The organism is Teredinibacter turnerae T7901 (genome assembly GCF_000023025.1).
Taxonomy (GTDB): Bacteria; Pseudomonadota; Gammaproteobacteria; order Pseudomonadales; family Cellvibrionaceae; genus Teredinibacter; species Teredinibacter turnerae_B.
Genome location: NC_012997.1, coordinates 4,952,349 through 4,976,146, shown reverse-complemented (window position 1 = coordinate 4,976,146; position 23,798 = coordinate 4,952,349). Strand labels below are relative to the sequence as shown.

The 23,798-nt window shown below is 53.5% G+C and carries 20 protein-coding genes; 15 read left to right on the top strand and 5 right to left on the bottom strand.

Going from position 1 to position 23,798, the window contains the following annotated elements:
- Nucleotides 1-2: 2 nt before the first annotated feature.
- The 3 genes from TERTU_RS20050 to TERTU_RS20040 form a co-directional block, all read right to left on the bottom strand.
- Nucleotides 3-257 carry a phosphopantetheine-binding protein gene (locus TERTU_RS20050; RefSeq protein ID WP_015818226.1) on the bottom strand — a complete coding sequence of 85 codons (255 nt, stop codon included), beginning with the start codon at nt 255-257 and terminating at the stop codon, nt 3-5.
- Nucleotides 258-311: 54 nt separating this feature from the next.
- Entirely contained in the window at nt 312-1,769 is a 1,458-nt protein-coding gene (locus TERTU_RS20045) for a class I adenylate-forming enzyme family protein (protein WP_015820651.1), read from the bottom strand.
- A 104-nt stretch (nt 1,770-1,873) separates the two neighbouring features.
- On the bottom strand, nt 1,874-3,154 hold the full coding sequence (locus TERTU_RS20040) for a hypothetical protein (RefSeq protein WP_041590365.1): 1,281 nt from the start codon (nt 3,152-3,154) through the stop codon (nt 1,874-1,876).
- Nucleotide 3,155: 1 nt separating this feature from the next.
- Here TERTU_RS20040 and TERTU_RS20035 point away from each other — a divergent pair, with 1 nt between their 5' ends.
- The 6 genes from TERTU_RS20035 (at nt 3,156) to TERTU_RS20010 (ending at nt 9,481) form a co-directional block, all read left to right on the top strand.
- A complete protein-coding gene (locus TERTU_RS20035) occupies nt 3,156-3,701 on the top strand; it encodes a hypothetical protein (protein ID WP_015817044.1) in 546 nt (181 codons plus the stop codon).
- A 375-nt stretch (nt 3,702-4,076) separates the two neighbouring features.
- On the top strand, nt 4,077-5,750 hold the full coding sequence (gene wbaP, locus TERTU_RS20030) for an undecaprenyl-phosphate galactose phosphotransferase WbaP (RefSeq protein ID WP_015817629.1): 1,674 nt from the start codon (nt 4,077-4,079) through the stop codon (nt 5,748-5,750).
- 242 nt (nt 5,751-5,992) lie between these two features.
- On the top strand, nt 5,993-6,733 hold the full coding sequence (locus TERTU_RS20025) for an LpxL/LpxP family acyltransferase (protein WP_228378212.1): 741 nt from the start codon (nt 5,993-5,995) through the stop codon (nt 6,731-6,733).
- Nucleotides 6,730-7,650 carry a sulfotransferase family protein gene (locus tag TERTU_RS20020; RefSeq protein WP_015819502.1) on the top strand — a complete coding sequence of 307 codons (921 nt, stop codon included), beginning with the start codon at nt 6,730-6,732 and terminating at the stop codon, nt 7,648-7,650. The genes TERTU_RS20025 and TERTU_RS20020 overlap by 4 nt, the downstream gene beginning before the upstream one ends.
- Complete coding sequence (locus TERTU_RS20015; RefSeq protein ID WP_015817256.1) at nt 7,651-8,496, top strand: sulfotransferase family protein; 846 nt, start codon at nt 7,651-7,653, stop codon at nt 8,494-8,496.
- 1 nt (nt 8,497) lies between these two features.
- On the top strand, nt 8,498-9,481 hold the full coding sequence (locus TERTU_RS20010) for a sulfotransferase family protein (RefSeq protein WP_015818834.1): 984 nt from the start codon (nt 8,498-8,500) through the stop codon (nt 9,479-9,481).
- Here the strand turns inward: TERTU_RS20010 and TERTU_RS20005 are convergent.
- The gene (locus tag TERTU_RS20005; RefSeq protein WP_041590364.1) at nt 9,415-10,563 is read right to left on the bottom strand and encodes a glycosyltransferase; all 1,149 of its coding nucleotides are present in this window, start codon (nt 10,561-10,563) and stop codon (nt 9,415-9,417) included. The two genes, TERTU_RS20010 and TERTU_RS20005, sit on opposite strands and share 67 nt — an antisense overlap.
- 122 nt (nt 10,564-10,685) lie before the next feature.
- Between TERTU_RS20005 and TERTU_RS20000 the strand changes: the two genes are divergently transcribed.
- The 8 genes from TERTU_RS20000 to TERTU_RS19965 all read left to right on the top strand — a co-directional run bounded on the left by TERTU_RS20000 (nt 10,686) and on the right by TERTU_RS19965 (nt 21,361).
- Nucleotides 10,686-12,083 carry a YjbH domain-containing protein gene (locus tag TERTU_RS20000; RefSeq protein WP_015817694.1) on the top strand — a complete coding sequence of 466 codons (1,398 nt, stop codon included), beginning with the start codon at nt 10,686-10,688 and terminating at the stop codon, nt 12,081-12,083.
- A 13-nt stretch (nt 12,084-12,096) separates the two neighbouring features.
- Nucleotides 12,097-14,784, top strand: a complete 2,688-nt coding sequence (locus TERTU_RS19995) for an SLBB domain-containing protein (RefSeq protein ID WP_015820150.1) — start codon at nt 12,097-12,099, stop codon at nt 14,782-14,784.
- Nucleotides 14,785-14,790: 6 nt separating this feature from the next.
- Nucleotides 14,791-15,678, top strand: a complete 888-nt coding sequence (locus TERTU_RS19990) for a Wzz/FepE/Etk N-terminal domain-containing protein (protein ID WP_015820788.1) — start codon at nt 14,791-14,793, stop codon at nt 15,676-15,678.
- Nucleotides 15,675-17,057 carry an oligosaccharide flippase family protein gene (locus tag TERTU_RS19985; RefSeq protein ID WP_228378211.1) on the top strand — a complete coding sequence of 461 codons (1,383 nt, stop codon included), beginning with the start codon at nt 15,675-15,677 and terminating at the stop codon, nt 17,055-17,057. The genes TERTU_RS19990 and TERTU_RS19985 overlap by 4 nt, the downstream gene beginning before the upstream one ends.
- A 74-nt stretch (nt 17,058-17,131) precedes the next feature.
- Nucleotides 17,132-18,427 (top strand): O-antigen ligase family protein, encoded by a 1,296-nt coding sequence (locus TERTU_RS19980; protein ID WP_015817488.1) that lies wholly within the window; start codon nt 17,132-17,134, stop codon nt 18,425-18,427.
- On the top strand, nt 18,405-19,580 hold the full coding sequence (locus TERTU_RS19975) for a glycosyltransferase (RefSeq protein ID WP_015817023.1): 1,176 nt from the start codon (nt 18,405-18,407) through the stop codon (nt 19,578-19,580). Before TERTU_RS19980 ends, TERTU_RS19975 begins: the two co-directional genes overlap by 23 nt.
- A gap of 114 nt (nt 19,581-19,694) precedes the next feature.
- On the top strand, nt 19,695-20,984 hold the full coding sequence (locus tag TERTU_RS19970) for a hypothetical protein (protein WP_015817642.1): 1,290 nt from the start codon (nt 19,695-19,697) through the stop codon (nt 20,982-20,984).
- Nucleotides 20,981-21,361: a hypothetical protein gene (locus TERTU_RS19965; protein ID WP_015820310.1), complete on the top strand. Its 381-nt coding sequence runs from the start codon at nt 20,981-20,983 to the stop codon at nt 21,359-21,361. Before TERTU_RS19970 ends, TERTU_RS19965 begins: the two co-directional genes overlap by 4 nt.
- Nucleotide 21,362: 1 nt before the next feature.
- Here the strand turns inward: TERTU_RS19965 and TERTU_RS19960 are convergent, their stop codons facing one another.
- Complete coding sequence (locus TERTU_RS19960; RefSeq protein ID WP_015820836.1) at nt 21,363-22,673, bottom strand: family 8 glycosyl hydrolase; 1,311 nt, start codon at nt 22,671-22,673, stop codon at nt 21,363-21,365.
- A 240-nt stretch (nt 22,674-22,913) separates the two neighbouring features.
- Between TERTU_RS19960 and TERTU_RS19955 the strand changes: the two genes are divergently transcribed.
- Nucleotides 22,914-23,576, top strand: a complete 663-nt coding sequence (locus TERTU_RS19955; protein WP_015819619.1) for a hypothetical protein — start codon at nt 22,914-22,916, stop codon at nt 23,574-23,576.
- The last annotated feature ends 222 nt before the right edge of the window (nt 23,577-23,798 follow it).

Below are 23,798 nucleotides of genomic sequence, written 5' to 3'. Positions count from 1 at the left end.
TCCTATAGTTTGCTGCGTACGTAGTTCGCCAGCGTTGTCAGATTTTGGAAAACGGACTCTTCCACGTCGTCGTCATCCACTTCAATATCAAACTCTTCTTCCATACTATTAAGCAGGCGCAGTTGCACCATGGAATCAATGCTCAAACCGCCGTTAATTAAGGGGGTGTCGTAGGCGAGCTGGTCGCTGTTCACAGAACCTTCTAATAATTTTAACAGGAGCTCTTTAAGACGCTGTTCGACGGAAACTTCACTCATCGCTTTTATCCAATTGTTAATTGATTGCTAAATCTGTGTTTTATCGTTAAGTATTTATTCGACCAGATATTTACGCAGGACTTTGCCCAGCGGGCTTTTGGGTATTTCTTCGCGAAATTCTATAATGCGCGGCACTTTAAAGTCAGCGACTTTACCAATACAGCAGTCGCGAATGTCTTGTTCTGTGATCGGGCCTTTTGCTACCACAGCGGCTTTAATGACTTCGAGTCCATACTCGCTTTTAACGCCGACCACCACAACTTCATCCACGTTCGGGTGGGCGGCAATTAATTGCTCTATTTCACCGGGGTCTACTTTGTTGCCTGCGGCGTTGATAAAAAACTTTTTACGCCCGGTAATCGTGAGGTAGCCATCGGCGTCAAGAAAACCGAGATCTCCTGTGTAGAACAGATTGTCGCGAAAGGATTCGCGCGTTGCTTCGGCAAGATTCGCATAGCCGCGAGTCATGGCGTTCGAGTGGATAACGATCTCACCCGCGACATTGGCAGGAAGTAAAGCGCCGCTCTCGTCGCGAATAGTTATGTGCACGTTCGCAAGGGCTTTACCAACCGAGCGCCATTTATCCCCTGTGGTAGAGCCGGTGTTTAAACTCATTGCCCCAGTTTCTGTGGAACCGTACAGTTGGCGGATCGGTACATCGTATTTCGCCAGAAATTTCTGAAAAGTATTTTCATCGAGCGCCGCTCCGGCGGAAAACGCCAGGCGTAAATCCGACAGTGGTTCTTTATCGAGCGAGGGTGCGTCGGCCAGAATGCTAAACATAAACGGTACACCAGGGAAAATGGTTATCCGCTGCTCGCGCAATGTGGTCATGACTTTTTTACGGCTTTTAAAGTTTGGCAGGGTGACCAGGGTTGCGCCGCTGGCAGCGCTGGCCAAAACACAGTTGCCAAATCCATGGGCATGGAAAAATGGTGCAACCGCCAGGATGCGGTCTTCCGCGGTGGTCTGTGCGCTTATTTTGAAATTAGTGGCCTCGTTCACCAAATCGGAAAAGCTACGCATTACCCGTTTGGGTTTGCCCGTAGAGCCGGTGGAATATTGATAGAGCGCCGAGGCAGATGGTTCAACCTCAGCCGCTGGGGCAGAACAGATTTCTGAAGGTTGACTTGTGTTTAAAACGGTGCACGAAAGCGTCAATTGGTCGATAACTGCGCGCGCGCTTTCGCCAGAAGCGTCGTCACAGATCACAATGCGCGGTTGGGCGTCGGCTAAATAATTGCACAACTCTTCACTTTTGTAGGCGGTGTTTAATGGCACTACAACCCCACCACAGTATGCGATGGCGAAGGTCGCTGCAATAAAATCCGGACCGTTAGGTAGTAATAAAACCACTCGGTCACCGGTGTGCAGATCGTTTGAATAAAGTGCTGCAGCGAGGGTCAAAACACGCTGCTGAATTTGCTGGAAGCTAAGTGTTTCGGTGGGCGATATAACGGCCGTTTGTTGGCCGTAATTTTCTGCGGTCGCCGCAAACATGGAGTAGAGCATTTTACGTCCTGTAACAAAATGATAGCGCCGGAGTTAACACCGGCACATGAAGACTGCGGAGTCTAAAAAATTTTGTACTGCAGGTGCAATCGCTATACCAGAGATTATTGCGTTTTGTGAGCGGTGATTAAAATTGCGTGGCCGCGCCCATTAATAACAACCGGCTGATTCAGAACGAGTTGCGCACTGCCGTTGCTGATACTGAGCTGGTGCTGTTCACTGCGGGGCCCGGAGGGAGAAAAGTGGGTCAGCTCAATATCGACTGAACCGTTCCAGCCGGCAAAGGAAAGCGCTATCTGCGAAATACTGTGAGGAGCATTCACTTCCTCGGTCCAATACGCGCGGGCACGTTTATCGGGGTCGAGCGTTGAGGTGAGCCGCACACGTGTGAATATCAGTTGCTCATCACCTAGCGCTACCTCAGTTTCTTCTGTGCTAAATGGCGTATCGCCGAAAAAATTGTAGAGTGCGGCAACTGATGTGGCGGCGCTGGTGGCGTCGTTCGGCCCGTTAACATCCCAATCGTAAAATGCCACTCGCCCGTCTGCTGGTGTTAGATCTTTGCTGTAAAGCCAGTGCAGCTGGTCCGCGAGGGTACGTATAGCGCGCCCTGCACCTTCGCCGGTGGTGGCGGAGCGGGAGCCAATTTCCTCTGTGGTCCACAAACTGTCGATGCGACCTTGCCCCACCCAGTCATTCCAGATCGGCTCAATATTACTGGTGTTGCCGATATAGTGTACCGATACCGTGTCGACAATCTCATATACTTTCTGGCCGCTCAGAGCGCCGGCATAGGTCCCAACAATTTGGTAATTTAATAATTCATCCAGCCATAAGCGCGCCTCTGCAGTACCACCGTCACCGAGTGAACCTAATACAATGCGTGCCGCATCGGCGTTCCCATAGCTGGTTAGCGCAGCTGCCCGCGCTGCCTGTACCGCAGGTGCCAGGTAAAATTCGACATAGTAGGGAATCGTTTCTGAATCATAAGCTCGCGCACTTCCCGGTACAGCGATGTTGTTGTCGGCTGCCCAGGCGCGTACCGCCTGACTGACGGTTTCGACCGTAATTTCATTGCCCAGTTGATAAGCCACTGTGTCGGCGCTGCCAGGGTGTGAGGCGACGGTGGCCACTTGCAGCGCAATAGCGTCATACCATGCCTGCTGATTACCGCTGTAGATGAGGTTTAAAAACTCTGCCATCCGCTCAGTATTGCGCGAATAGCCGGTAATCGGGATTAACAGCTCGCCTTGTGGTAAGCGCTCACTGAGCTTTTGCTCTAGCGCGTCGGCGCGCTCGGGTTCTGCAATTAACGAATAACCGGTCATGCTGGTAAGCCAGCTTCGTTGCCAGCCCGCCCAGCCTGGAGGATCACTATCGTCCACGATGCCGACGAAGTCAGTCCAGCAGTACTGGGTAAACGCCTGTGAGTCCGGCTCGCAGGGTTCGGGGCTTGGGGCAGGAGACGGACTAGGAGACGGACTAGGGCTTGGCGAAGGCGTTGGGCTGGGTGAAGGCGTTGGGCTGGGTGAAGGCGTTGGGCTGGGTGAAGGTGTCGGACTGGGCGAAGGTGTCGGACTGGGCGAAGGTACTGGGCTCGCCACGGTTGTGGGAGTTGGGGTGGGAGTGATACTTGCGCCGGGAGTTGGCGTTGGCGACGGCGAAGTCTCTGGTGTTGGTGTGATCGAAGGCGTGGTCGTAGGTGTTGGTGAAATACTGGGCTCGGCAGTGGGCAATGCCGGACCGCCAGTGCCTGGGTCCGTTAAGCCGTTGCTACCGCCACCACACCCTGCGATTCCACAACAGGCAATAACCAACATCTGTGCAACCATCGGGCGCATCAAACCAATCACTTTCAAATCCATAACAACCAAAGCACTTTTAAAAAACAGACAGATCAAGTGTAGGCGCTGTTGCGCTAAAACTTTGTAAAACTTGGTTTTTTTTGTTTGCAACGCTTAACAGTTTTGAGTCGAATTAGCGCCTTGCACTGTTTGTTTATTCTCGCGAACGCCTGCACTGCAACGATGCGCGGCTATGTAAAATAAGCTGACAGCAAAAACGGATAACCTGTTTTGACTATGAGCGATTTTTAAGCGACAGGCGGGCGTCGCATGAAATAAGTACCTGAAATAACGGCCCTGATGTTTAGTTCATGTACAAAAAGTCCATTCAACCGATTGGGAATAATAATTGCTCAGCTTCTGATAGAACGAGTGCTAAGGGTGCGACAGATACGACACCTTGCAGCAGGTCAAGAGCGTCAGCTCGACGTGAGCTCTTATTGGAAATTACAGTGGAACAGGAATGGACCGAGGAATAGATTTGTCAGCGCTGCCGCGTCGGAGAGAAAATCCTGCGCGCCCAGAGGCCCAGGATTTTGGTGATTTACCAGTGATGGACTATTGGTTGGACCAGCGCAGTGTCAGGCGGGCATTTGATGGTGTTGATCGGCGCCAGGCGTTTATGCAACGCAAGAACATTCTCGCATTTCCCACGCGCAATCAGGCGGGAACCGCGCGTCGTTTGCAGTTGCGCTTACGCCGCGCTCATCTGATTCATCAGTTGTTTTTGTTGTTGGGCGATGCATTTGCGCTCGCACTTTCGCTGCTTTTTGTTACCGCTATTTATGTTATCTGGACCGGCCAGGGGTCGCAGTTTGTACGCAGCTTGCTGCCGTCGCTTTGGGAGTTTGGTTTCGTCAGCACAGTCTACTTAATGTACAACTGGCTGCAGGGTAACTATGCCAAAAAGCAATCGATCGCCGACACCCTGCGCGCGGTATCCAAAGCTGTGTTTGTCGCGATTTCTGTGCAGTCGGTATTGGCGGGTCTGGTGGGCAACCGTGCACTGCTGTTGGGTCTACTCATTACATGGTGCCTCGCGCTGGTTTTGGTACCTATTTTTCGTATCGGCATTAAACGGATTATGTATAACTGTGGTATCTGGGCTCAGCCTACGGTTATCTTAGGGGCGGGTGAGAATGCCCGCCGCACGGCGGATGCTATTCAAAGCGATTGGCTGCTAGGTTCGCATATCGTTGAATTTATCAATTTTTCCGAAGACCGCTCTGCGCCGGAAAAACAGCCACTCACACATATTAACGTGAACGGCCACTCTATTCCGGTGCGAAATATAAACGGGTTAACGTCTGGATTGTTCGAAGCACTGGGTAATCCACACATTGTGGTAGCGACGGATTCCGCCGACTTTTGGGACATCATTCGACTGCTATACGAAGCGAACGTGTCTTACTCCAGTATTACCATCGCGCCGCGTATGGATGGTGTGCCGATGATTGGGCTGGCGATGACTCATGTTTTTCGCCACGATGTGTTAATGCTCACGGTGCAGAACAACCTAGCACGCTTTATTCCCCGCCTGATTAAACGCAGTTTCGATTTGGTGCTGTCACTTTCGTTGATCATCGCACTCGCGCCTGTGTTGGCGGTAATAGCGCTGGCGGTGCGCGCCAGTGGCAAGCATGTTTTCTACGGCCACCAGCGTGTGGGGCGCGATGGGCGTTTGTTTGGCTGCTACAAATTTCGCAGTATGTTTAACAATAGTGACCAATTGTTGCGGGATCATTTACGGGATAATCCGGAAGCTCGCGCTGAGTGGAATCGCGATTACAAGCTTAAGCAGGACCCGCGCGTGACGCGCGTAGGGAATTTCCTGCGCAAAACCAGTCTGGATGAACTGCCACAGTTGTGGAACGTGGTTAAAGGCGATATGAGCTTGGTAGGGCCTCGGCCTGTCGTTCGTGAAGAGCTTTTACGTTATCACGATAAGCAAGGATTCTATTCCCGAGTCCGGCCAGGTATTACTGGTCTTTGGCAGGTTAGCGGACGCAACGATGTCACTTATGATGAACGGGTCAACCTGGACACCTGGTATTCCAAAAACTGGAGCTTGTGGTACGACGTGGTGATCCTAGTGAAAACGCTCGGCGTGGTTGTAAAAAGATCCGGCGCTTATTAGCAGCGTTGGTAAAGGGCGTTTTGATGGTAGATACTTCACAAATTCAAGGCCGGGCACGAGTCGATCAAATGGAGCGGCATCAGTTGGTGCGACGCATTTTGCGAGCCGTCCCCTATCGCATAGGTGCTCGCGGGCTTAGTATGTTCTGGACACTACCCGGGAGCAGCAAATTGCTCTTTCGTCTTTGTGGCCCACTCAGACGTTTGGCTCGCTACTTGGACACAGGTTCTTTGTCAGTGAGCATGCGACAAGTTTTTGTTCAGGTTAATTTTTTATCGAACTGGCGGTTACATGCGCTGAGTGTCGCTCCTCAGGCAGTTTTTGATCGCTATGTTACTTTTAAAAATCTACACCTCCTCGATGCGTACTTCGGCAGCCGAGGTATTGTCTTGTGCAACAGTCATTACGGTGGAGGCAAACTCGCCGGCGTGCTTTTGGCACGGAAGGGCTATAGTCTGTTAACACTGGACCGGGTCAACAGTTACGGTTTCCTGCCTAAAGTCGGCTGGTCCGAGCGCCTTGAGTGTTTAGTCATGGGGCAGCGTGAAGAGCAGCAATTTCTGCTAAAAGCGCTGTTTAAATGTCAAAAGGCGCTGCGCAAAAACCGCATGGTACAAATTGTCGCAGATGGGTATCGTGGCAACTCTTCAGTGATGGTGAATTTCCTCGGCAAACAGCGCGCAATACGTAGTAGCTTTGCTGAATTGGCTGTGGGTGCTGGCGCTGTAGTTATTCCGGTACAGAGCCGAATCAACCCTCATGGGCATGTCGAGGTCGAGCTATTCCCGCCCATGGACCCGCAAGCCATGAACGGGAGTGACGCAGAAAAAGTCACTCAGCTCTGTCAAACTTACGCCGCCTGGCTCGCAGATGCCTGGCAAGCGGAACCGGCGAATGTGTTTAAAAATGATATTGAACTGTTTTTACGCTTGCCCGCCGCACGTGAACAACTTCTGGAAACATCGCAGCACGTCCAATCATGAGTCAGTCCGTTACGCTTCCCAATTTTTTTATCATTGGCGCTGCTCGCAGTGGCACCTCGAGTTTGTACGAGTATCTGCGTCAGCATCCCCAGGTGTTTTTGAGCAACCCCAAAGAACCCATGTATTTTGCGTTTCCCGAGCAGGCGGTGACATTTGCAGGCCCAGGTGATGAGCGTGAAATTAACCGTAAAGCGGTTACCAGCTGGGCTGACTATTGTCAGCTGTTCGACAAAGCTGGCGATAATACGGCCGTGGGTGAGGCATCGGCTAATTATTTGTATTCGCCCTGTGCTGCGCAAAATATTGCGGCTAAAGTTCCGCACGCAAAATTAATTGCAGTGTTGCGCAACCCTGTTGAGCGTGCGTATTCGAGTTATCTGTATACCTTGCGGGAAGGGCGTGAGCCGCTCGGCGATTTTCAAGCGGCCCTGGCGCAAGAGCCGGAACGCATCGCCAATAATTGGGAGCACCTGTGGCACTACCGCAGCATGGGGTTTTACTCTGCACAGCTGGAGCGCTATTTTGCACACTTTTCGCGCGATAATATAAAAATTATTTTGCAGGAAGATCTGCAACATAATGTCGATAGCGTGGTCCGGGACGTGTTTGAGTTTCTCGGGGTGGATCCGGCATTTAAGGCGGAAACTGGGGTTGCCTACAACCAGGGAGGTAAGCCCAAAAATGCGTGGCTCAATAGTGTTCTTACCAAGCCGTCCCCCCTCAAAGCCGCGCTGCGTCCTGTGACACCGCGGTTTTTGCTGGATGCGTATGTTAAATTCAAGCATAAAAATTTAACCAAGCCTGCGCTTGAGGAAACTACCCGGCGCACGCTTGAACAGGGTTACATGCAGGAAATCGATAAGCTGGAAGCGCTACTTGCACGCGATTTAAGCCACTGGCGTGGAGTCGCGGCCTAAATGCAACATGCGTCCAACTTTGGGCCCGATTTTCTGTATATCGGGCCCGATAAATCCGGTTCCACGTGGCTCTATAATGTGTTGTCGAATCATCCCCAGTGTTTTGTGCCGGATGCTAAAGATATTTATTATTTCGATAAATATTACGCACGCGGTGAAGACTGGTATCGCGGATTTTTTCGTGCTGCCCCAGCGACGGCAAGTATTAAAGGCGAAATTTCTCACGGTTATTTGTTTGACGAACAGGCGCCGATACGTATTCATCAGGACTTTCCCGAAGCCAAGGTCATGACCACACTGCGCCACCCGGTGGAGCGTAGCATTTCTCACTACTTCTATTTGCGGGCCAGTGGTTTAATCAATTGCCCGTTGCAAGAGGCCGTTCAAATACGGCCTGGCATTATCCAAAGCAGTCTTTATTATCAACCAATTAAGCGTTTTAGCGAACAGATTCCCTCGCATCTCCTACACATCAGTTTTTTCGAAAATCTACAACAGCACCCTCGGGAACATGCGTATGCCGTGTTTGAGTTTCTTGGCTTAGATGCGCTAGATTGTGTAGATTTTGGCGCAAAGGTTCGAGAGGCGAGACAACCAAAGAATGTTGCTCTCGCCAAAATGTTGAAACTTGCAGCCATTAAAGCGCGGGATCTTGGCTTTGCCTCCATGCTGGGTAGAATCAAAAACAGCCAGATGATCAATCATCTCTATCGGCCACTGGACAAATCCGCACGTGAGGTGGTGACAGCAGATGATCGCGCCTGGCTAGCAGCTAAATTGCGCGACGATACACTGCGTCTCGAGGATTTTTTGAGCTGCGACTTGCAGCACTGGGTCGAGGCTTAATATGACAGCACAACCGCAACCTAATTTGTTTATTGTCGGCCAGCCGAAATCGGGTACCAGTGCGGTGTTTTCATTTTTACGGCAGCACCCTGAAATAAATGCCTGCTCGGCGAAAGAACCGAGTTTCTTCTGTTCGGACATTCGCTCGCAATATTTCCACTTGAGCAAACAGGCGCGCACATTAAAAAATTATCTGGCGCTGTATCGAAGTGGTGACTATCGCTATTGGCTGGAAGGGTCTACCGCGTATTTATACTCTGCGAAAGCGGCGGAAGAGATACATCAGTTTAATCCGGATGCGCGAATCATTATTCTGTTGCGTGAACCTGCCGAGTTTTTATTTACTTACCACAAGCAACTATTGCGCAACAGCTGCCCGTTTGAGGAAGTGACGTCTCTGGAGGACGCGCTTGCCCTCGAGCCGCAGCGCCGCCGCGGCGAAAAGTTGCCGCGCCATGTTTTCGATGCCTCCTTTTTGTATTACAGCGAACGCCTGCGCTATGTGGAGCATATTAAGCGCTTTACTGCGTTGTTTCCGGTGAGCCAGATAAAAATCGTGATATACGATGATTTTAAAGTGGATAACGCGCAAGTTATGGGCGGGCTGTGGGATTGGTTGGGTTTAACGCCGCCAGCCGCGATGGAACTGCAGCAAGTGAACGCCCAGGTGGAAGTACGCAACAGGCGGTTGAAGCAGTTTTTAGACAAGCGGTTATTTGGTGTTAAGCAGATTCTGCGCAAGCGGATTGGCAAACGTATTTTTAAAGTCTTGCGTGCAGGTTATCGCAAAATTATTTTTGCCGGGGCCGTAAAAGAAAAACTCGATCCAGCGCTCGCACAGAAAATTCGCGCACGTTATGTCAATGAAGTGGAAGCGCTCAGTGACTATCTTGGCCGCGATCTCGTTAGCGAGTGGGGTTACGCAAATTTTTCTGCCTCGGCAAAAAGCGCGGCGAAAGCGGAGCCGATGTCGCTGTCAAACTGATCGGTACTGTTTATTTGCAATACCTGATGCTGTATTTCCCGCATATCCTGCTGGCGATAAGCCTTGGGAAACTGGCGAATACACTCAGCGATAGACGAGGATCGGTGTGGGTTAAAGCGCATATATGCGGGCAGGTTGTAGTCGTTTACGAAAGGCAGGTTGGAACATATTACGGGCTTGCCGCGGTAGACGCTTTCCAGGAAGGCGAGTGGCAATCCTTCGTAGATAGAAGGCAGCAGCACGCAATGAATCTGCTGCTGCAGTAGTGCGGCGAGCTCACGTTTGTTGAGCCAGCCATGAAAGTTAAACGCCTTATTTAAACCGGCTTTGTCGACAGCGTGTTTTAGCTGACCCAAATCGGGGCCATCGCCAACAATGTGAAACTTTATTTGTTGGCGTTGGGTTCTCAGTTGTTGCGCTACCGCTATAAGTTGCGCTTGATTTTTTTGTTTGAAATTAACGCGGCCGATGACTGCCAGATGAAGCACATCGGCGGTGGTAAAATCGGTTTGGACCGGAGGTGGACTTGGGGCTTCCGGTTTGAGGTTGACCGGGTTGTTCACGATACGCAGAGGCTGGTGATTGATGCGCTGTTGTAAAAACGCGGCTTGTGAATGACTGATAGTCAAATAAAACGCATTGAGCCGGTACAATGCGCCGCCTATAAGGTCGCGTAGCAGTGCGAAGCGGTTACCAAGCTCTCGGTTGCTTTGGCCAAATGGAATGTACGAGCCGGTGTAAATGCCGGCACGTCGAGCGGCGAGTAGTCCGCGCAGGCCAGACTCGATATAGCCTTGTGAAATAACTGCGAGCTGCGGTTGAATCTGATCCAGTTGTTGCCGCAGCAAGGTTGTATCCCACTGATGTGCATGCCGGAATTTCGGCTCTTTACAGTGAAAAGGCAATCGCAGAGGCTGCACCGCGCTGTTAAGTAAAGGTGCGATGGCCTCAGCGTAAAACGCGAAATGTACTTCGCAACTAAAACGCGTGGCCAGGGTATTGGCGATGGCTGCAGTTAGAATTTCGTGGCCGCCAACAACATTAGCATCGGAATAGAGGTAAAGCCTTTTACCTGCAAGCATGAGTGCATCACTCTTTTAGGTTAACTCACTTAAATTAATGTGTATAAGTTAACGTGTTAATAGGATAAGCCTTGGCGCCTATACCAATAAGTATAACGAGTTGTGTAAAGCTTAACGACCAGATGAGTAAAACTTTGTTAAAGCCGCGCTCGCCCAAGGGGTGGGTGGCAATTTTCCGCGCTCTGCCTCAGTCTGCTGGGTGCGTGCTGATCGCAATTTCGATGCTGGCAAGTATGGTGGTTTACGCACAAGTGAACACTGACTTGATAGACGGGCTACTGAAAAATCAGGGGTATAGGGACACGCGGCTTACCGTCGAAAATGAGATTCTATGGTTGTCGTTACCGGGGCATTATTTAACTGGCTCTGGCGAGAATCTTGGGCGGGTTGTGCGGATCGTACACGAGTCTGCGCCGCCCGAGATCCGTGAAATACGGGTGCGATTGCGCGCTCCCGGGAAGCTGGACTGTTTAGTTTTTTCTCGCGCATTACTGGCGCGCTACTACCAGAGGATGCTGCCGCGCAGGCAATTGATTCAGACGGCGTCGACGTTCCCCGATGCCTGCGATACTTATCCGCAAACGCATTCAGGCGAACTTTCATTGCCCTGGTCGGCGACAATGGATTTGGCTTCGGGCCTGCTGACGGGGTGGCGACTTTCACCTGAACCAAATATCGCCCTGGTGCTGCAACCGATTGGAATAGATTCGCGCATCCAGCAAAACGATGGCGATTTTTATGCGGATTGGAAAAGTTATTTGCACGCAGGCTGGCAACCGGGCGACCATTGGCAGTTGGGCGTGAGCGGCTACCTGCGCTGGCAGTTGGCTGACAATGAACAAACGACGGCCGATGCTGCTGGCGTGAGTGATCTGCCGCGTATTTTCGATTTGGATGCCCGGCGTCACGACAAGCGGGCGGGCCTGGAGCGCGCTTTTTTTGGCTGGCGTCACGGCAATCACGCCGGGGGGCTGGCGTTTAGCGCAGGTTTGCTGGACGAATATCTGGCCGGTGCAGGTGTACAGGCAATAATTCCCAGCGGCCTGGACTGGCTGAACCTGGAATTCCGGCTCGATCGAATTAACGCCCGCGAGAGTGCGGCTTTTTCGCTTGGCGAGCACTACGCAACCTCGGCCTTGGGTGGAGTGAATCTCCAGGCTGGCCGAGCCTATGCCCGCTTACTGGCCGGTCGATTTGTGGCGGGCGATGAAGGCGTGTGGCTGGGCGCGGGTTACCGGTTCTCTAATGGTACAGCGGTGCAGCTGTGGAGTAGTCTGAGCGAGATTGACGATCCACTGGACGATCGTGAAACACCAACATCGGTTGACGGTGATGAACGTGAGCATCGTTTTGGGTTGACGCTGGTATTACCGTTCGGAGAAAGCGCGGGCCAGCGTTTCACAATGGATGCACGCAACGATATCGACGATGTCGCCCAACTGGTGAATCGTCCACTGGATTTACATGGCGGGGAGAGCAGGTTGCGCCCAGCCCATTATTTTGACCGTTTTGGTCAGTAACAGAGCCTTGAATATGATGATAAGGAACAGCGTTAAACGCAGTTTTTGTTTCAGTTTAACTGCGTTGACTCTCTCTTTGGTGGCGGAGCTGAGCACGGCAGCCGAACCCGCCCAGCAAATCCGGCAAGCCGCGCCCGCTGCGCAGGACAAGTTGCTGGAAGAATACATCGCCGTCGCTGATGAGCCGGAGGTTGCGATAGACGATTCCGCTAGCAGCAGTGCCGAAGTGCTGAAAATTCGCCCTGGCACCACCCTCTATTTAACCCTCACTGAAGACAGCCAGAGTCCGGCGGCGCCACTGCTCAAACGGCAATCCTTGTTTGTGGTAAACGACGCGGGCCAATTGATACTGGATAAGCTGGCGGAAATTCCGCTCGCGGGTCTCTCTGCCAGCGAGGCGGTACTGCGCCTGAAAGGCGAGCCCCTGTTTCAGGGCGAAAGTCCGAGCTTGAGCATACTCCCGGCGGACAACGCTGACACCACGACCTTACAACGTTTCGGCAGCCGATTGTTCAGCAGTAACCCGCAGGTTCAGTCGCTGGATAACCTGCCGGTTCCAGAAGACTATGTGCTCGGCGCGGGTGATCAGATTAGCGTACAGCTCACCGGAGCTGAAACCGCGAGCGATACCTATACGGTCAGCCGAGAGGGCACTCTCGAGCTGCCCCAGTTGGGCCCCATTGCCGTGGCGGGTTCGCGTTTTCAGGTGGTGAAGGAGCGGCTGGCCGGGCTCTACGCAGAAAAACTTATCGGTACCGAAGCCCATGTGAGTATGGGCGCATTGCGCTCAATACAGGTCCGGGTGCTCGGTGAAGTGGGTGAGCCCGGCAGTTATGTGGTGGGTTCACTGGCGTCGGTCGTGGACGTGCTGGCCGCAGCAGGCGGAATCAGCGACATTGGCTCTTTCCGTACCGTGCGTGTCGAACGCGGCGGCAAGGTGTTAGCAGAACTCGATTTATATCGCCTGTTAACCACGGGTGAGTTCGAAGATACGCGCTTGCTCGCGGGCGATACTGTGTTTGTGCCCGTGGCAAAAAAACTGGTGAGTATCAGTGGGCAGGTTAAGCGTCCGGCAGTCTACGAGCTGACTGGCAAGGCGTCTATCAGCGAGGCGATTGCACTGGCGGGCGGCCTGCAAAGCGGCGCCCTGCAAGACAATATTCGCGTGCGCCGCGATAATGGCGAGCAACTGCTGCAAGTGGATCTCGCCACCGGTCGAGGGCGTGATTTGGCGCTCCAGGACGGCGATGAGGTAACTGTTGTGAGTCAGCAATTCGAGCTCGCGCAGCAGGTTCGCGTCAGTGGCGAAGTCCTGCAACCGGGGGACTACGCACTCCAGCCAGGTTTGCGGCTGAGTACGCTGCTTACGAGCGCGGGTTTGCGCCACGATACCGACCGTGCTACGGCATTGCTTGTGCGTGCCAGTGCCGCTTTGCGGCCTGAGTTATTGGTCGTGTCACCCGCGCAGGCGCTGCAGGCTAGCGGTACTGAGGTCGACCCAATATTACGTGCGGGCGATTCTCTCTATCTCTTTTCGACCAGCACACCAGGGCAACGCAGCAGTTTGCTGCTGCCATTAATTAACGAACTGCAGCAACAGACGTATGGTTCGCCCCGCCTGGTGACTGTAAATGGCGCGGTGGCCGAACCCGGCACCTACCCTCTTACCCGCAATATGCGAGTGAGTGACCTGCTGGCACTCGCGGGCCAAATTCAGGCGCAAGGCCCGCAGCAAGGGCTTGCAACGCAACTGGAACTGTCCCGAGCGGGGGTGGATGCAGCAGGCAATCCGCTGGTTACCCATCGCCGCGTGTCGTTGGCGTCTGTGCGTGATGGTTCTGACAACCCGATGCTGCAACCCTGGGATACGGTCACCGTCAAGCGTGACCCGCGATACAGCGAACAGCATACGGTGCAGCTGGCGGGCGAGGTGCGCTACCCAGGAATGTATCGGGTTGCGCCCGGTGAGCAGCTATCCAGCCTGATTCAGCGTGCCGGAGGTCTGACCGTGATGGCGTTTCCAGCCGGCGCGGTGTTGGTGCGTGAATCCATTAGCGAATCGCAAAAGCGCGAGCTGCAACAACTTGCCGATCAAATCGAACTGGGGCTGAAGTCCACCATTCTGGAACGCGCAGACGAAACCATTCGCCCGGCGGAATCTCTGCAGGTGGCGAGCGATGTGGTTACTTTGCTGCGCGATGCGGAGCCTATGGGGCGGCTGGTGTTCGATTTGCCGAGATTGGTGGCAGAGTCAAACCACGGCAAGCTCTCCGACGCGGATATCACCTTGTTTGACGGTGATCAGCTTTATATTCCGCCGGTGATGGAAACGGTTTCCGTGGTGGGTGAAGTCCACCGGCCAACCAGCCATTTATTCCAAGATAAATTCAGCGCGATGGATTATGTGAGCCTCAGCGGCGGCATTACCAGTAAATCCAAGCCAAAGCTGATCTATCTGGTTCGCGCTGATGGGTCCGCCAAGAAATTGAAATCTGGCTGGCGCAAAACCCAGGTCCAACCCGGAGACACCATTGTGGTTCCACTCAATGTGGAAAAAATACGGGGTCTGCGTCGTTGGCAGGACATCACCGGCATAATCGCGAATCTGGTAACGCCAACAGCGGCTATGGTGAACGCGGCGGCAGCGTGGAAGACGGCGGAAGCGATCGAACACCGCGAAAACATCAATGTGAACTGGTAGGGAATTATGTCGAATTCAGAAAACCCCAACCGGTATTACCTGGAACTGGGCTCTGTTCCAGAGTCGCTTCACTTGGTGGATATTGGCGGCGCCCTCTGGCGTGCTAAATGGGTGTTGTTGGTGGTGATCGCTGTTTTTGTTGGAGCCTTCGCCGTGCTCGCGATGATCACGCCAGTGAAGTACACCGCCGAAGTGGTGGTTGCCGAGGCAAATGCGGTGGCGAGAACCGACCCAGGCAGCGACAGCGCAGTCCCAGATATTGGTGTGGACCTGCCTTCCAACGAAGCGCTGGCAATGATCACGTCGCGGGATTTTATCAACCGTTTTATTGAAGATAACAACCTGCTGCCTGTGCTTTATCGCGGGCAGTGGAATGCGCAAACCCAAAACTGGAAACTACCCGCCGAAGCCCCCACCCTGTGGCAGGCCTACAAGCGGTTTTCACGTCGGGTGCTGGATGTGGGCAAGGATGCGGAATCAGGCCTGATTCGCATATCGGTCAGTTTTAGCCAACCTGAACTGGCGGCCGAGTGGGCGAATAAAATCGTTGCCGAAGTAAACGAAGTACTGCGCGCGAACGCCATTCGCGAGGCAGAAGAGACGCTCGCTTATCTCAATCAGGAGCTCCAGCGCACCGCGTCCATGGATTTAAAAGCGTCGCTCAATGAACTGGTGAAAGCGCAGAAAGCGCGGGTGGTGGCTGCCAACGTTCACAAGCAATACGCATTTCGCATTGTCGACCCGGCGGTGGTGCCGGAAGAACCGGCAATCCCAAAATTGACCTTACTGCTTATTATTCTTGGAACAGTCTTGGGCACTTTTGTGGGGGTGACAGGCGTCCTACTGCACCATCTGATTCAGCGCACCCGCCGTTCGGCTGAGGCGCATGTATGAGTCGTGTCGTGAGGAATCCGCAGGGCCGCCCAGGGCGCCAACGGGGAATGTTGGGCGGTGGTTTGTGGGTGTTGGGTAGTCGACTCGTGGTGGCTCTGACCCAGGTGGTGACATTGGGTTTACTGGCGCGATTGTTGGCTCCCGATGCCATGGGTGTGTACTTTATTATCGCGAACCTGGTAATTATCACCAGCACTGTGGCCCAGTTGGGCATTCCACAGCTGGTGGTAAAGCGTAGCGCCGAAGCGCTGGAAGCCGGTGACCGGGCTCAGGTGCGGCAGGTTATGCAAGGGTGTCTTTGGCTCGCGTTGGCCGCGGCACTGACGTTTGGCGCGATATTTATGGCCGGGCTTGGCAAGTGGCTGGCGGAACACGTTTTCCACTCGCCTGAAATGTTGCCGCTGCTGTGGTTGACGGCCATCTGGCTTATAGCCATGGCATTGCAGCGCAGTGTTGGTGAGGCGTTTCGTGGACTGCATGATATGCGCGCCGCGTCGGTATTTGCTGGCGCGTTTTCCGGGATAGTTATCGCCGCCACCCTACTGTTCCTGGTGTGGTTTTGGGGTGAGTGTTCACTTTCCATGGTGCTCAAGGTGTCCGCGGGTGCGATGGTGGTCAGTCTGGTGGCGTCGCTGGCGCTTCTCCAGCGGCGGGTACAGCTGTTCCGGGCGCCGTTTGCCCTGCCCGACCTGGGCCTGTTGCGCTTGGCTCTACCCATATTTTTTGCGAGCCTTGGCAACATTGTACTGACTCGCGCAGATATCTGGCTGCTAGGCATGTTCGCCAGCGATAGTGAGGTTGCACTCTATGGCGGCGCGGCGCGTATTATTGGTTTACTGGGCACTGCACAGTTGATCGCGGTGGCGCTCACAGGGCCGGTGATCGCGCAATTGAACCAACGGGGTGACATGCGCCAGCTACAAAAGGTTATTCAATTGGTACCTACGGTGCTCGCGTTGCCAACGCTGGTGGTTATCGCGGGGCTGGTGCTGTGGGGCGATTATCTTATGGCCGTGCTCTACGGGGATGCGTTTTACGCCGGCGGCCTGCGAGTGCTGCAGATATTGGCTATCGGTCAAGGAGTTGCACTCCTCGCAGGGGTAAGCGTGCAGGTGTTGTTGATGACTAACCAGCAGCGCAACGTCATGATAATTACGCTTTCCTGCACCCTGTTGGCTCTTGTTGGCACGCTGTTTACTGTCGATGCTTATGGTATTACTGCGGTGGCTTTCTGGTTTGCTATCGCTGTCGCTATGCAGGCGTTACTCGCCCTCATTGTCTGTCGCCTACGGTTAAAGTTGGACACTTGGATCTGGCCGCCAGCACTATTACACATAGGTGCGCTGCGCCAGCTCCTACAGCGACGGCGCCCTGCATGAGGGTAAGCGCCGTCTCATTGATGTGTGCTGCATTGCTCTGGGGCACTTTTTTTCTGAAGGCGACAGCCCCGATTATGCTCGGACTGTTGTTCTCGGCGATGGTGTTCTACTGGAGTCTGATACGCGGCTATCGGTTAGACGCTATCGGGCTGGTGCTAGTGCTGAACATGATTCTCTGGCTGGGCAGTGGCCTGGTGGTGGGTTCGATGGGACTTAGCAGTTTTGCTTCACCCGGGTTCTATAATGGCGACGGGCGTATTCTGCTGTCTTGTTTACCTTTGCTGGCTCTCGCTGTTGCGCCGGTAACCACCTGGGAGCTGCAGCAATTTATTCGGCAGCTGCAATGGGTTGTGGTGGTGTCGATTGCGGTCTATCTGTTTTGGCTGATCACCGGAAATCGGTCGCTGGCCGGTGCCGGTCACGCCGATGAATTCCACGCATTTTTTACCTCCCACACAGGTTCTGGTACTTTTTTTGGCTGCATTGCTGTATTTGCGATTGTGTTTAATGCTGAGCGTATAAAGCGTGGCCAACTATTGTTTGCGCTCTTGTTATTGGGGCCTGTGTTTTCATCCGGTTCCCGTGAAGGGCTCGTTGGAGTAATGGCTGCGCTCGGGTGGTTTTTATTCGCCAAGCGCAAAAACCCGCTCATTCTGTTGCCAATTTTGTTGATAGCGCTCGCCCTGGTTCCGGCGGTAGAAATGATGAGCAACAAAGCCTACAACCGTACGCTGGGTATGTTTAGCCAGGAGTCGCTTGCCGGGATGACCGGCCAGGTAGAGGCGGGTATCAAAAGTGACTGGGCTGTCGGCGACTGGAATCCGGAGGAGAGCAACGACAAGCTTGAAACCGGCGATGTGACCACCCTGGTGCGGATGATGTTGTGGGTGTATGCGGGCAAACGGTTTGTGGATAGCCCGATTGTTGGTATGGGATGGGGGCGTTTCAATGATCGACAGCTTACGCTTATAGACACACCGTTGCTCGGCATTGCCTTCGACGGTCGGCGCGTGTTTAACACCGCGAGCGCTCACAATTCCTATTTCCACATATTGGCTGAATCCGGGTTACTGGGAATGGGCCTTTATCTCGCGCTGTGGATTGCGCTGTTTTTCCGCGCCCGCAAGGCGGAAACCCTGTTCAAGCCGCTGCAGTCTGTACGCGCCTATTTTGTCGCTTGCCAGGCGCTGGTGGTGTATCTCCTCGCCTGTGCACTCACCGGTCATGCGTTGGCCGCGCCTTCGGTAATGGTGCCCGTGGTGACCATATTAGGTGTAGGCGCGGCCTATTATCGCACGGCTGTCGCCATCGGCCCACCCTCCGCTGACAATCCCCAGGAGCATACGCATGACCCAAAACCCATTGGCTGAACCGGGCGCAGTGGAGAGCAACGGCGACAACGGGGAACGGCTCCACGCCAGCCCTTTGCGAGTTGCTATAGTGCACTACTGGCTGGTGGGCATGCGCGGCGGCGAAAAGGTGCTCGAAGCCTTGTGCGATATCTATCCGGACGCCGACATATATACCCACGTGGTGGATAGAGAACGTATATCCGACAAGCTTAAGCGCCACACAATACACACCACCTTTATCAACCGGTTACCGCGCGCGCGGCGTTGGTACCAGCGCTATTTGCCATTGATGCCACTGGCACTGGAACAGTTGGACTTACGCGCGTATGACCTGGTTATTTCCAGTGAGTCCGGCCCTGCCAAAGGGGTTATCACCCGGCCGGATGCGCTGCACATTTGCTACTGCCACTCTCCTATGCGCTACCTGTGGGATATGTACCCGGAATATCTTGCCAGTACCGGGCGTTTTACCCGCTTGATGATGCGCCCGTTAATGCACTACCTGAGACTCTGGGATTACGCCAGTGCGGCACGCGTAGATACGTTTGTCGCCAATTCCAGCTATATCGCACGGCGGATTCGCAAATGTTATCGCCGCCGCAGTGCAGTGGTGTTTCCTCCGGTTGCGATCGACGACTTCAAACCCGGTGGCGAAAAGCAGGACTATTACCTGCTCTTAGGCCAGTTGGTGCCCTACAAAAAAGCAGATCTGGCTGTGGACGCCTTTAACCGGCTCGGCAAACGGCTGGTGGTGATTGGCGATGGTGCGCAATATGAGCAATTGAAGGCGAGCGCGGCTGCGAACATCGATATTCTGGGCTGGCAGCCCTTCAGTGAAATTCAGCGGCACTACCAACAGGCGCGTGCGCTGATTTTTCCTGGCATCGAAGATTTTGGCATTGTGCCGCTGGAAGCCATGGCCTCTGGTACACCGGTGATCGCGTATGCCGAAGGTGGAGCGCTGGATACGGTTATCGACGGCAAAACCGGTAAATTGTTTTACGCCCAGACTGTGGATGCCCTGTGCGATGCGGTGACTGAATTCGAGTCTGCGCCGCCGCTGGCAACGCAGACGCTGGTGGCTTGGGCGCAAAAGTTCAGCCAGGTACATTTCACGGAAAATTTTTTGCAAGTGGTAGACGATGCTTTCGTCGAAATAGAGCAGGGCTAATTGAACTCGTTTTCACTGACGGAAATGTTGACACGAACAAGTGTTGATTGACCCTCGTTGCTCTGGCCATCTGCAAAACCACAGGCGTAACACCACAAGGGACGAAATTCTTCTATGGCGCGACTCATTGGTTATTTATGGCTGAGCACCATCACCTGCTGGAGTTTGACGGTGAATGCGCAGGATTGGACCGCCTACTTTGGTTCGCACTATCGCGCCGAAGCGTGGGGTGACTCCATTCGCGATCCCCAAGGCGCGGGGTTTTTCAGCGCCGAATATGGCGCCGAACAGCTGGCGTTATTGGCCAAGCTGGGATCACACAAACAACTTGTCTACAGCCCGGGCGGGCTGGGTTCTGGTCGCAGCGAGGCAGCGGTCGATCATTATCTAACTCACATGTTGCTCACGCTCGGAGATGACTGGAAAACACAGCTGCAAGCGAATATTGCAAAAATCCCCACCAGCGCGGCGCCGGCATATTGGCAATTTGGCAACGAGATTAATTCACGGCGCTTTAGCGAGACCATTGCCGCGTGGGATGGCGCTCCCGCAGGCGGCAGACCTCGGCCCGGCCGCGCGCACGATGCTGCGACTGTTCCTTATTACGTGGAATATTATCTGGCCCCTGGGGTGGCGGCTATACGCAGCAGTACGCATTCTGAACGCGTAAAGGTTGTTCTCGGATCGCTGGCCGCGGCGGCTAATCCGCGTGCCCAGGCGTTCCTGGATGCACTGCTGAATTATCAGGTACGAGGGCTAATGGCTACGAGCCTGAAGGGCAAGCGCGTGTATGAACTGGTGGATGTTATCGCGCTGCACTACATCGTCAGTGCGAATACACCTCAGTGGCGCAACACCCTGGATCAACTCCACAAAAAGTGGCTTGCCACCGGTAAAGTCGCGGCGATCTGGTCGACTGAAGAAGTAGGCTTACAGCGGGCAACCCGCAACGAAGGCGCGGCTGCCGGTTTGATGGTTGTTGCGCGTACCATGGACTGGTGGTTGAGCAAAGGTATGCCCCCCGAGCAGGGGCGAGCTTTTTTGTGGGGGGCGGATAAAGGACACAGAGGCACCACTGCAGCCGAAGCCATGCAGGCACTGTACGACACCATTGGAAAATCCCATTGGCAGGTGCTATCACAACCGGCGCCGCTGAGTGGTGACAATCTTGAAGTCTACGGTTTTGCGTTGCAGCCCAGCGGTCGCCAGTTATGGTTTGCCATGCCTGCAGATCAAAGGCGCGGAGCACGTGTGGCGGTTAGCTCTTCACTATCAAACAGCCTGAACACGGTAGTGGCGGCCTATCGCTACAGCCCACAAGGCGAGCAACGTGGTTTGCCGAACACCGGGTTTGAGCTGGCGCCAGGCAGCGCATTATGGCTTCTGCTGGAGGCAAAAAAATGAGGAAACACTTCGTACTAAACGGCATTTGTGTTGTGCTTCTAGCGCTGGCTGGTGGTTGTAACAGTGCATCGAATGGTGCGGGTGCCTCTGTACCAGGAGAAAAAGTTGCGCCACCAGCTTCAGATTTTATTCAGCAGCAATTGGCGAAGCGCGCCGAGCTGATGAAGTCGCTTACCGACGAGCAACGCCAATACTATTTGGCGCCATTCGATCCGAACACTAGCCAGGCGGTTGCGAAAGAACGTGTTGAACGGGTGAGAGAGCGCGAGAAAAAAACGCAAAATGCAGAGAGGCCGCCGCGTGAACGGGAACCCCGTGAGCGCCCGGCGGATGAGAGGAAGCAGCGGCCGGTACGTGACGACCGCTACATGCGTTAGCTTATTCCCCGTCGGGGATCCACGCTTTGTACTCCCCAGCGCAATGTAGCAGCGCCATCAGGTATAGAACACCGTCGTAGTACCGGTATTGCCCTGTGGGGGGTTGTTGTTGCCAGAGCTTTTCCACAAAATTGTGCCAGCGGGGATCAGTAGCTGCCATAGCTGCCGTTGCATTCATGGAAATTAGGCCGAGGGTCGGTCCACCACCCAGCGGTTTGCCATCCAGGCTATAGAGGTGGTTCATTTTGCCTTCCTGGGTTTCGAAGAACGCGAGTAATTTATCACTGCGCGCGGGTGCGCCTGAATCTTTGCCCCACCAGGCATAGTCCATGGACCAGTTCATGACGGAACGCCAGGCATCGTATCGAAAATCTACCGACTCCGGCCGCCAGGATGCCGCCCACGGGGTGCCATCAAAATTACCGTAGTCCGGTGTTAACGCAGTGACAGGGTGGGCGGCTTTGGCAAAATAGTCGCGGCTCACATCGGCCGCTTTGGCCCAAAACGCGCGATCTTCTTGCGGCGCGACACGTGCCCAAATTTCATAGAACGAGGGCAGATGGTAAGACGCGTCTGTATGATCAGCATTATTGATGTCGGGCGTGAAGCGCACTTGCGCCTCTTCCGGGTGGAACAGATTGGTCGCAGTCATTACTCCGCGATTGGTTGGGCCGGTGATCACCTGGCGGTGGCGCATGCGGCTCAAAATGGTGTCCGCTTCCTGTTGGTAGTTGAAAATACCTTCGCCATTACCCCAGCGGGCGGCGGCGAAATAGAGAGCGGTCACGAAATATTCCTCGCCATCTGGCGCTGGCATATCGTCATTGGCGACACCATCGCGGCGCATGGACCAGGCAAAGTAACCAAACGCTGGATGCGTGGGGGAGTCTTGATACATATAGGTTTTCGCCCAGTTCCAGATTGCATCGAACTCGGCTTTTTTGTCCATTTGAACAGTAATCATCATGCCGTAGCTCATGCCTTCTGAGCGCACGTCATTGCTGTTCACATCGTAAACATATGCGAGTGGACCATTCTCGTTTCCACCCGCTTGATAGTAGACAGCTGCATCTTTCGCGTCGCCATAAAACAAGTGCTGAAACGCCTCGTCAATTTTGCGCTGGATGTCTATTTCGCTTTTTCCGATTTCGGCAAACAGATTGCGGTACTCGCCGGTAGCAACGGCACCAGCAGTACTGGTGTCTGCATCCGGCTTGCTGTTACCTGCACAACCGGTCAGTGACACAAGGCCGAGCGTGAGCAAGGTTAAGGTAACTTGCCTGAAGCGGCTTGGTGAAAGACGTGGAAACATGAGAGCGACATCCTCTTGTTGTAATTGGGTTGGAATTTTATGTGAGCTAAGTGTAGCAGAGGTGTGAGCGCTGAGGATGCCGGAAAATCGAAGCCCGCCGTGCGTAATTAAGCGTCCGCACTGGGAATGGTACTGTCGATCTGGTAAGTTGAAGCAGGGCTATTAACACTGGATGATAGTTCAGTATCGGAAGCCTGAAAACCGTTAACTAAAAAGTAAGCCAAATGTCAGGGAGAGAAAATGCGCGTTTTACTGTTGATATGGATTGTTTTTCTATGGGGGTGTGCCTCGCCAATTGATGTAGGTGAAAAACAACAAAAATTAGCAAACACGGAGTTCTCCGGTAACCCCTACCGTGAGTTTAAACACAAAATCAACCAGACCGAGAGAATACGTAAAGTTGAGATTGTTGAGCATCCTGCCGCAGCAGTTATTCCAAATCGGAGACTGAGTCGCCCTTTGGCTTACGTGCTGGACGATGTTATTCCTGCGAAAAATCCCAAAGTGAAAATAACGAAAGCGCAAGTGATTATCGCGTTATCTCGAGAGTCGTATTCCGCTCTGCTAAACGCAGACTTAGGCTACGCTGCAGTATCGGGAGGGCTGGTGGGAATGGCAGCGGCTAGTGTAAGAAACGCCTTTTTACTGGACGATGATGAGAGCCTCTATCGCTATAAAACAAACGTGATTGCGTGCCTTATCGACATTGAGGATGGTGAAAACCGGATTTCGATTGATGAGGCTATCCCGTTTAAGTACGACGCGAATTTTTTATACCCCGATCCGCGTTTACCGAATTTTAACGATCCTTCGGTCGTAGAGCAGATCCAGACGCTGATAAGTAAATGTAAAGACCGGACCTTGGCGGAATTAGAACACGGCACCGCCCAGAAGACGCAATAGTATTTTTTAACTTGGCAATGTAAGCCCTTGAAGTATTAGAAAATTCACACATCTACGTCAGTACTTCAAGGGCGCGCGATTAAATAGATGGGATCATCCATTTAATCGCCAGGTTAATAGTTAAACTAATTTAATTGCAAATGAGTGTAAGCCAGCTCTGGGCGCGTGTTACATCTTGCCAGGTGTTACAAAGGTTTAAAGACGAAAAGTAGGGAAAAAACA

What these genes read in the sequence shown, in the direction of transcription:
- TERTU_RS19970 (WP_015817642.1), top strand. Translation starts at nt 19,695, where the DNA reads ATGGCGCGACTCATTGGTTATTTATGGCTGAGCACCATCACCTGCTGG.
- TERTU_RS20035 (WP_015817044.1), top strand. Translation starts at nt 3,156, where the DNA reads ATGCCGACGAAGTCAGTCCAGCAGTACTGGGTAAACGCCTGTGAGTCC.
- TERTU_RS20045 (WP_015820651.1), bottom strand. Translation starts at nt 1,769, where the DNA reads ATGCTCTACTCCATGTTTGCGGCGACCGCAGAAAATTACGGCCAACAA.
- TERTU_RS19965 (WP_015820310.1), top strand. Translation starts at nt 20,981, where the DNA reads ATGAGGAAACACTTCGTACTAAACGGCATTTGTGTTGTGCTTCTAGCG.
- TERTU_RS20025 (WP_228378212.1), top strand. Translation starts at nt 5,993, where the DNA reads ATGCGACAAGTTTTTGTTCAGGTTAATTTTTTATCGAACTGGCGGTTA.
- TERTU_RS19980 (WP_015817488.1), top strand. Translation starts at nt 17,132, where the DNA reads ATGCTCGGACTGTTGTTCTCGGCGATGGTGTTCTACTGGAGTCTGATA.
- TERTU_RS20015 (WP_015817256.1), top strand. Translation starts at nt 7,651, where the DNA reads ATGCAACATGCGTCCAACTTTGGGCCCGATTTTCTGTATATCGGGCCC.
- TERTU_RS20020 (WP_015819502.1), top strand. Translation starts at nt 6,730, where the DNA reads ATGAGTCAGTCCGTTACGCTTCCCAATTTTTTTATCATTGGCGCTGCT.
- TERTU_RS20010 (WP_015818834.1), top strand. Translation starts at nt 8,498, where the DNA reads ATGACAGCACAACCGCAACCTAATTTGTTTATTGTCGGCCAGCCGAAA.
- TERTU_RS20000 (WP_015817694.1), top strand. Translation starts at nt 10,686, where the DNA reads ATGAGTAAAACTTTGTTAAAGCCGCGCTCGCCCAAGGGGTGGGTGGCA.
- TERTU_RS19975 (WP_015817023.1), top strand. Translation starts at nt 18,405, where the DNA reads ATGACCCAAAACCCATTGGCTGAACCGGGCGCAGTGGAGAGCAACGGC.
- TERTU_RS19985 (WP_228378211.1), top strand. Translation starts at nt 15,675, where the DNA reads ATGAGTCGTGTCGTGAGGAATCCGCAGGGCCGCCCAGGGCGCCAACGG.
- TERTU_RS19995 (WP_015820150.1), top strand. Translation starts at nt 12,097, where the DNA reads ATGATGATAAGGAACAGCGTTAAACGCAGTTTTTGTTTCAGTTTAACT.
- TERTU_RS20005 (WP_041590364.1), bottom strand. Translation starts at nt 10,563, where the DNA reads ATGCTTGCAGGTAAAAGGCTTTACCTCTATTCCGATGCTAATGTTGTT.
- TERTU_RS19990 (WP_015820788.1), top strand. Translation starts at nt 14,791, where the DNA reads ATGTCGAATTCAGAAAACCCCAACCGGTATTACCTGGAACTGGGCTCT.
- TERTU_RS19955 (WP_015819619.1), top strand. Translation starts at nt 22,914, where the DNA reads ATGCGCGTTTTACTGTTGATATGGATTGTTTTTCTATGGGGGTGTGCC.
- TERTU_RS19960 (WP_015820836.1), bottom strand. Translation starts at nt 22,673, where the DNA reads ATGTTTCCACGTCTTTCACCAAGCCGCTTCAGGCAAGTTACCTTAACC.
- wbaP (WP_015817629.1), top strand. Translation starts at nt 4,077, where the DNA reads ATGGACCGAGGAATAGATTTGTCAGCGCTGCCGCGTCGGAGAGAAAAT.
- TERTU_RS20050 (WP_015818226.1), bottom strand. Translation starts at nt 257, where the DNA reads ATGAGTGAAGTTTCCGTCGAACAGCGTCTTAAAGAGCTCCTGTTAAAA.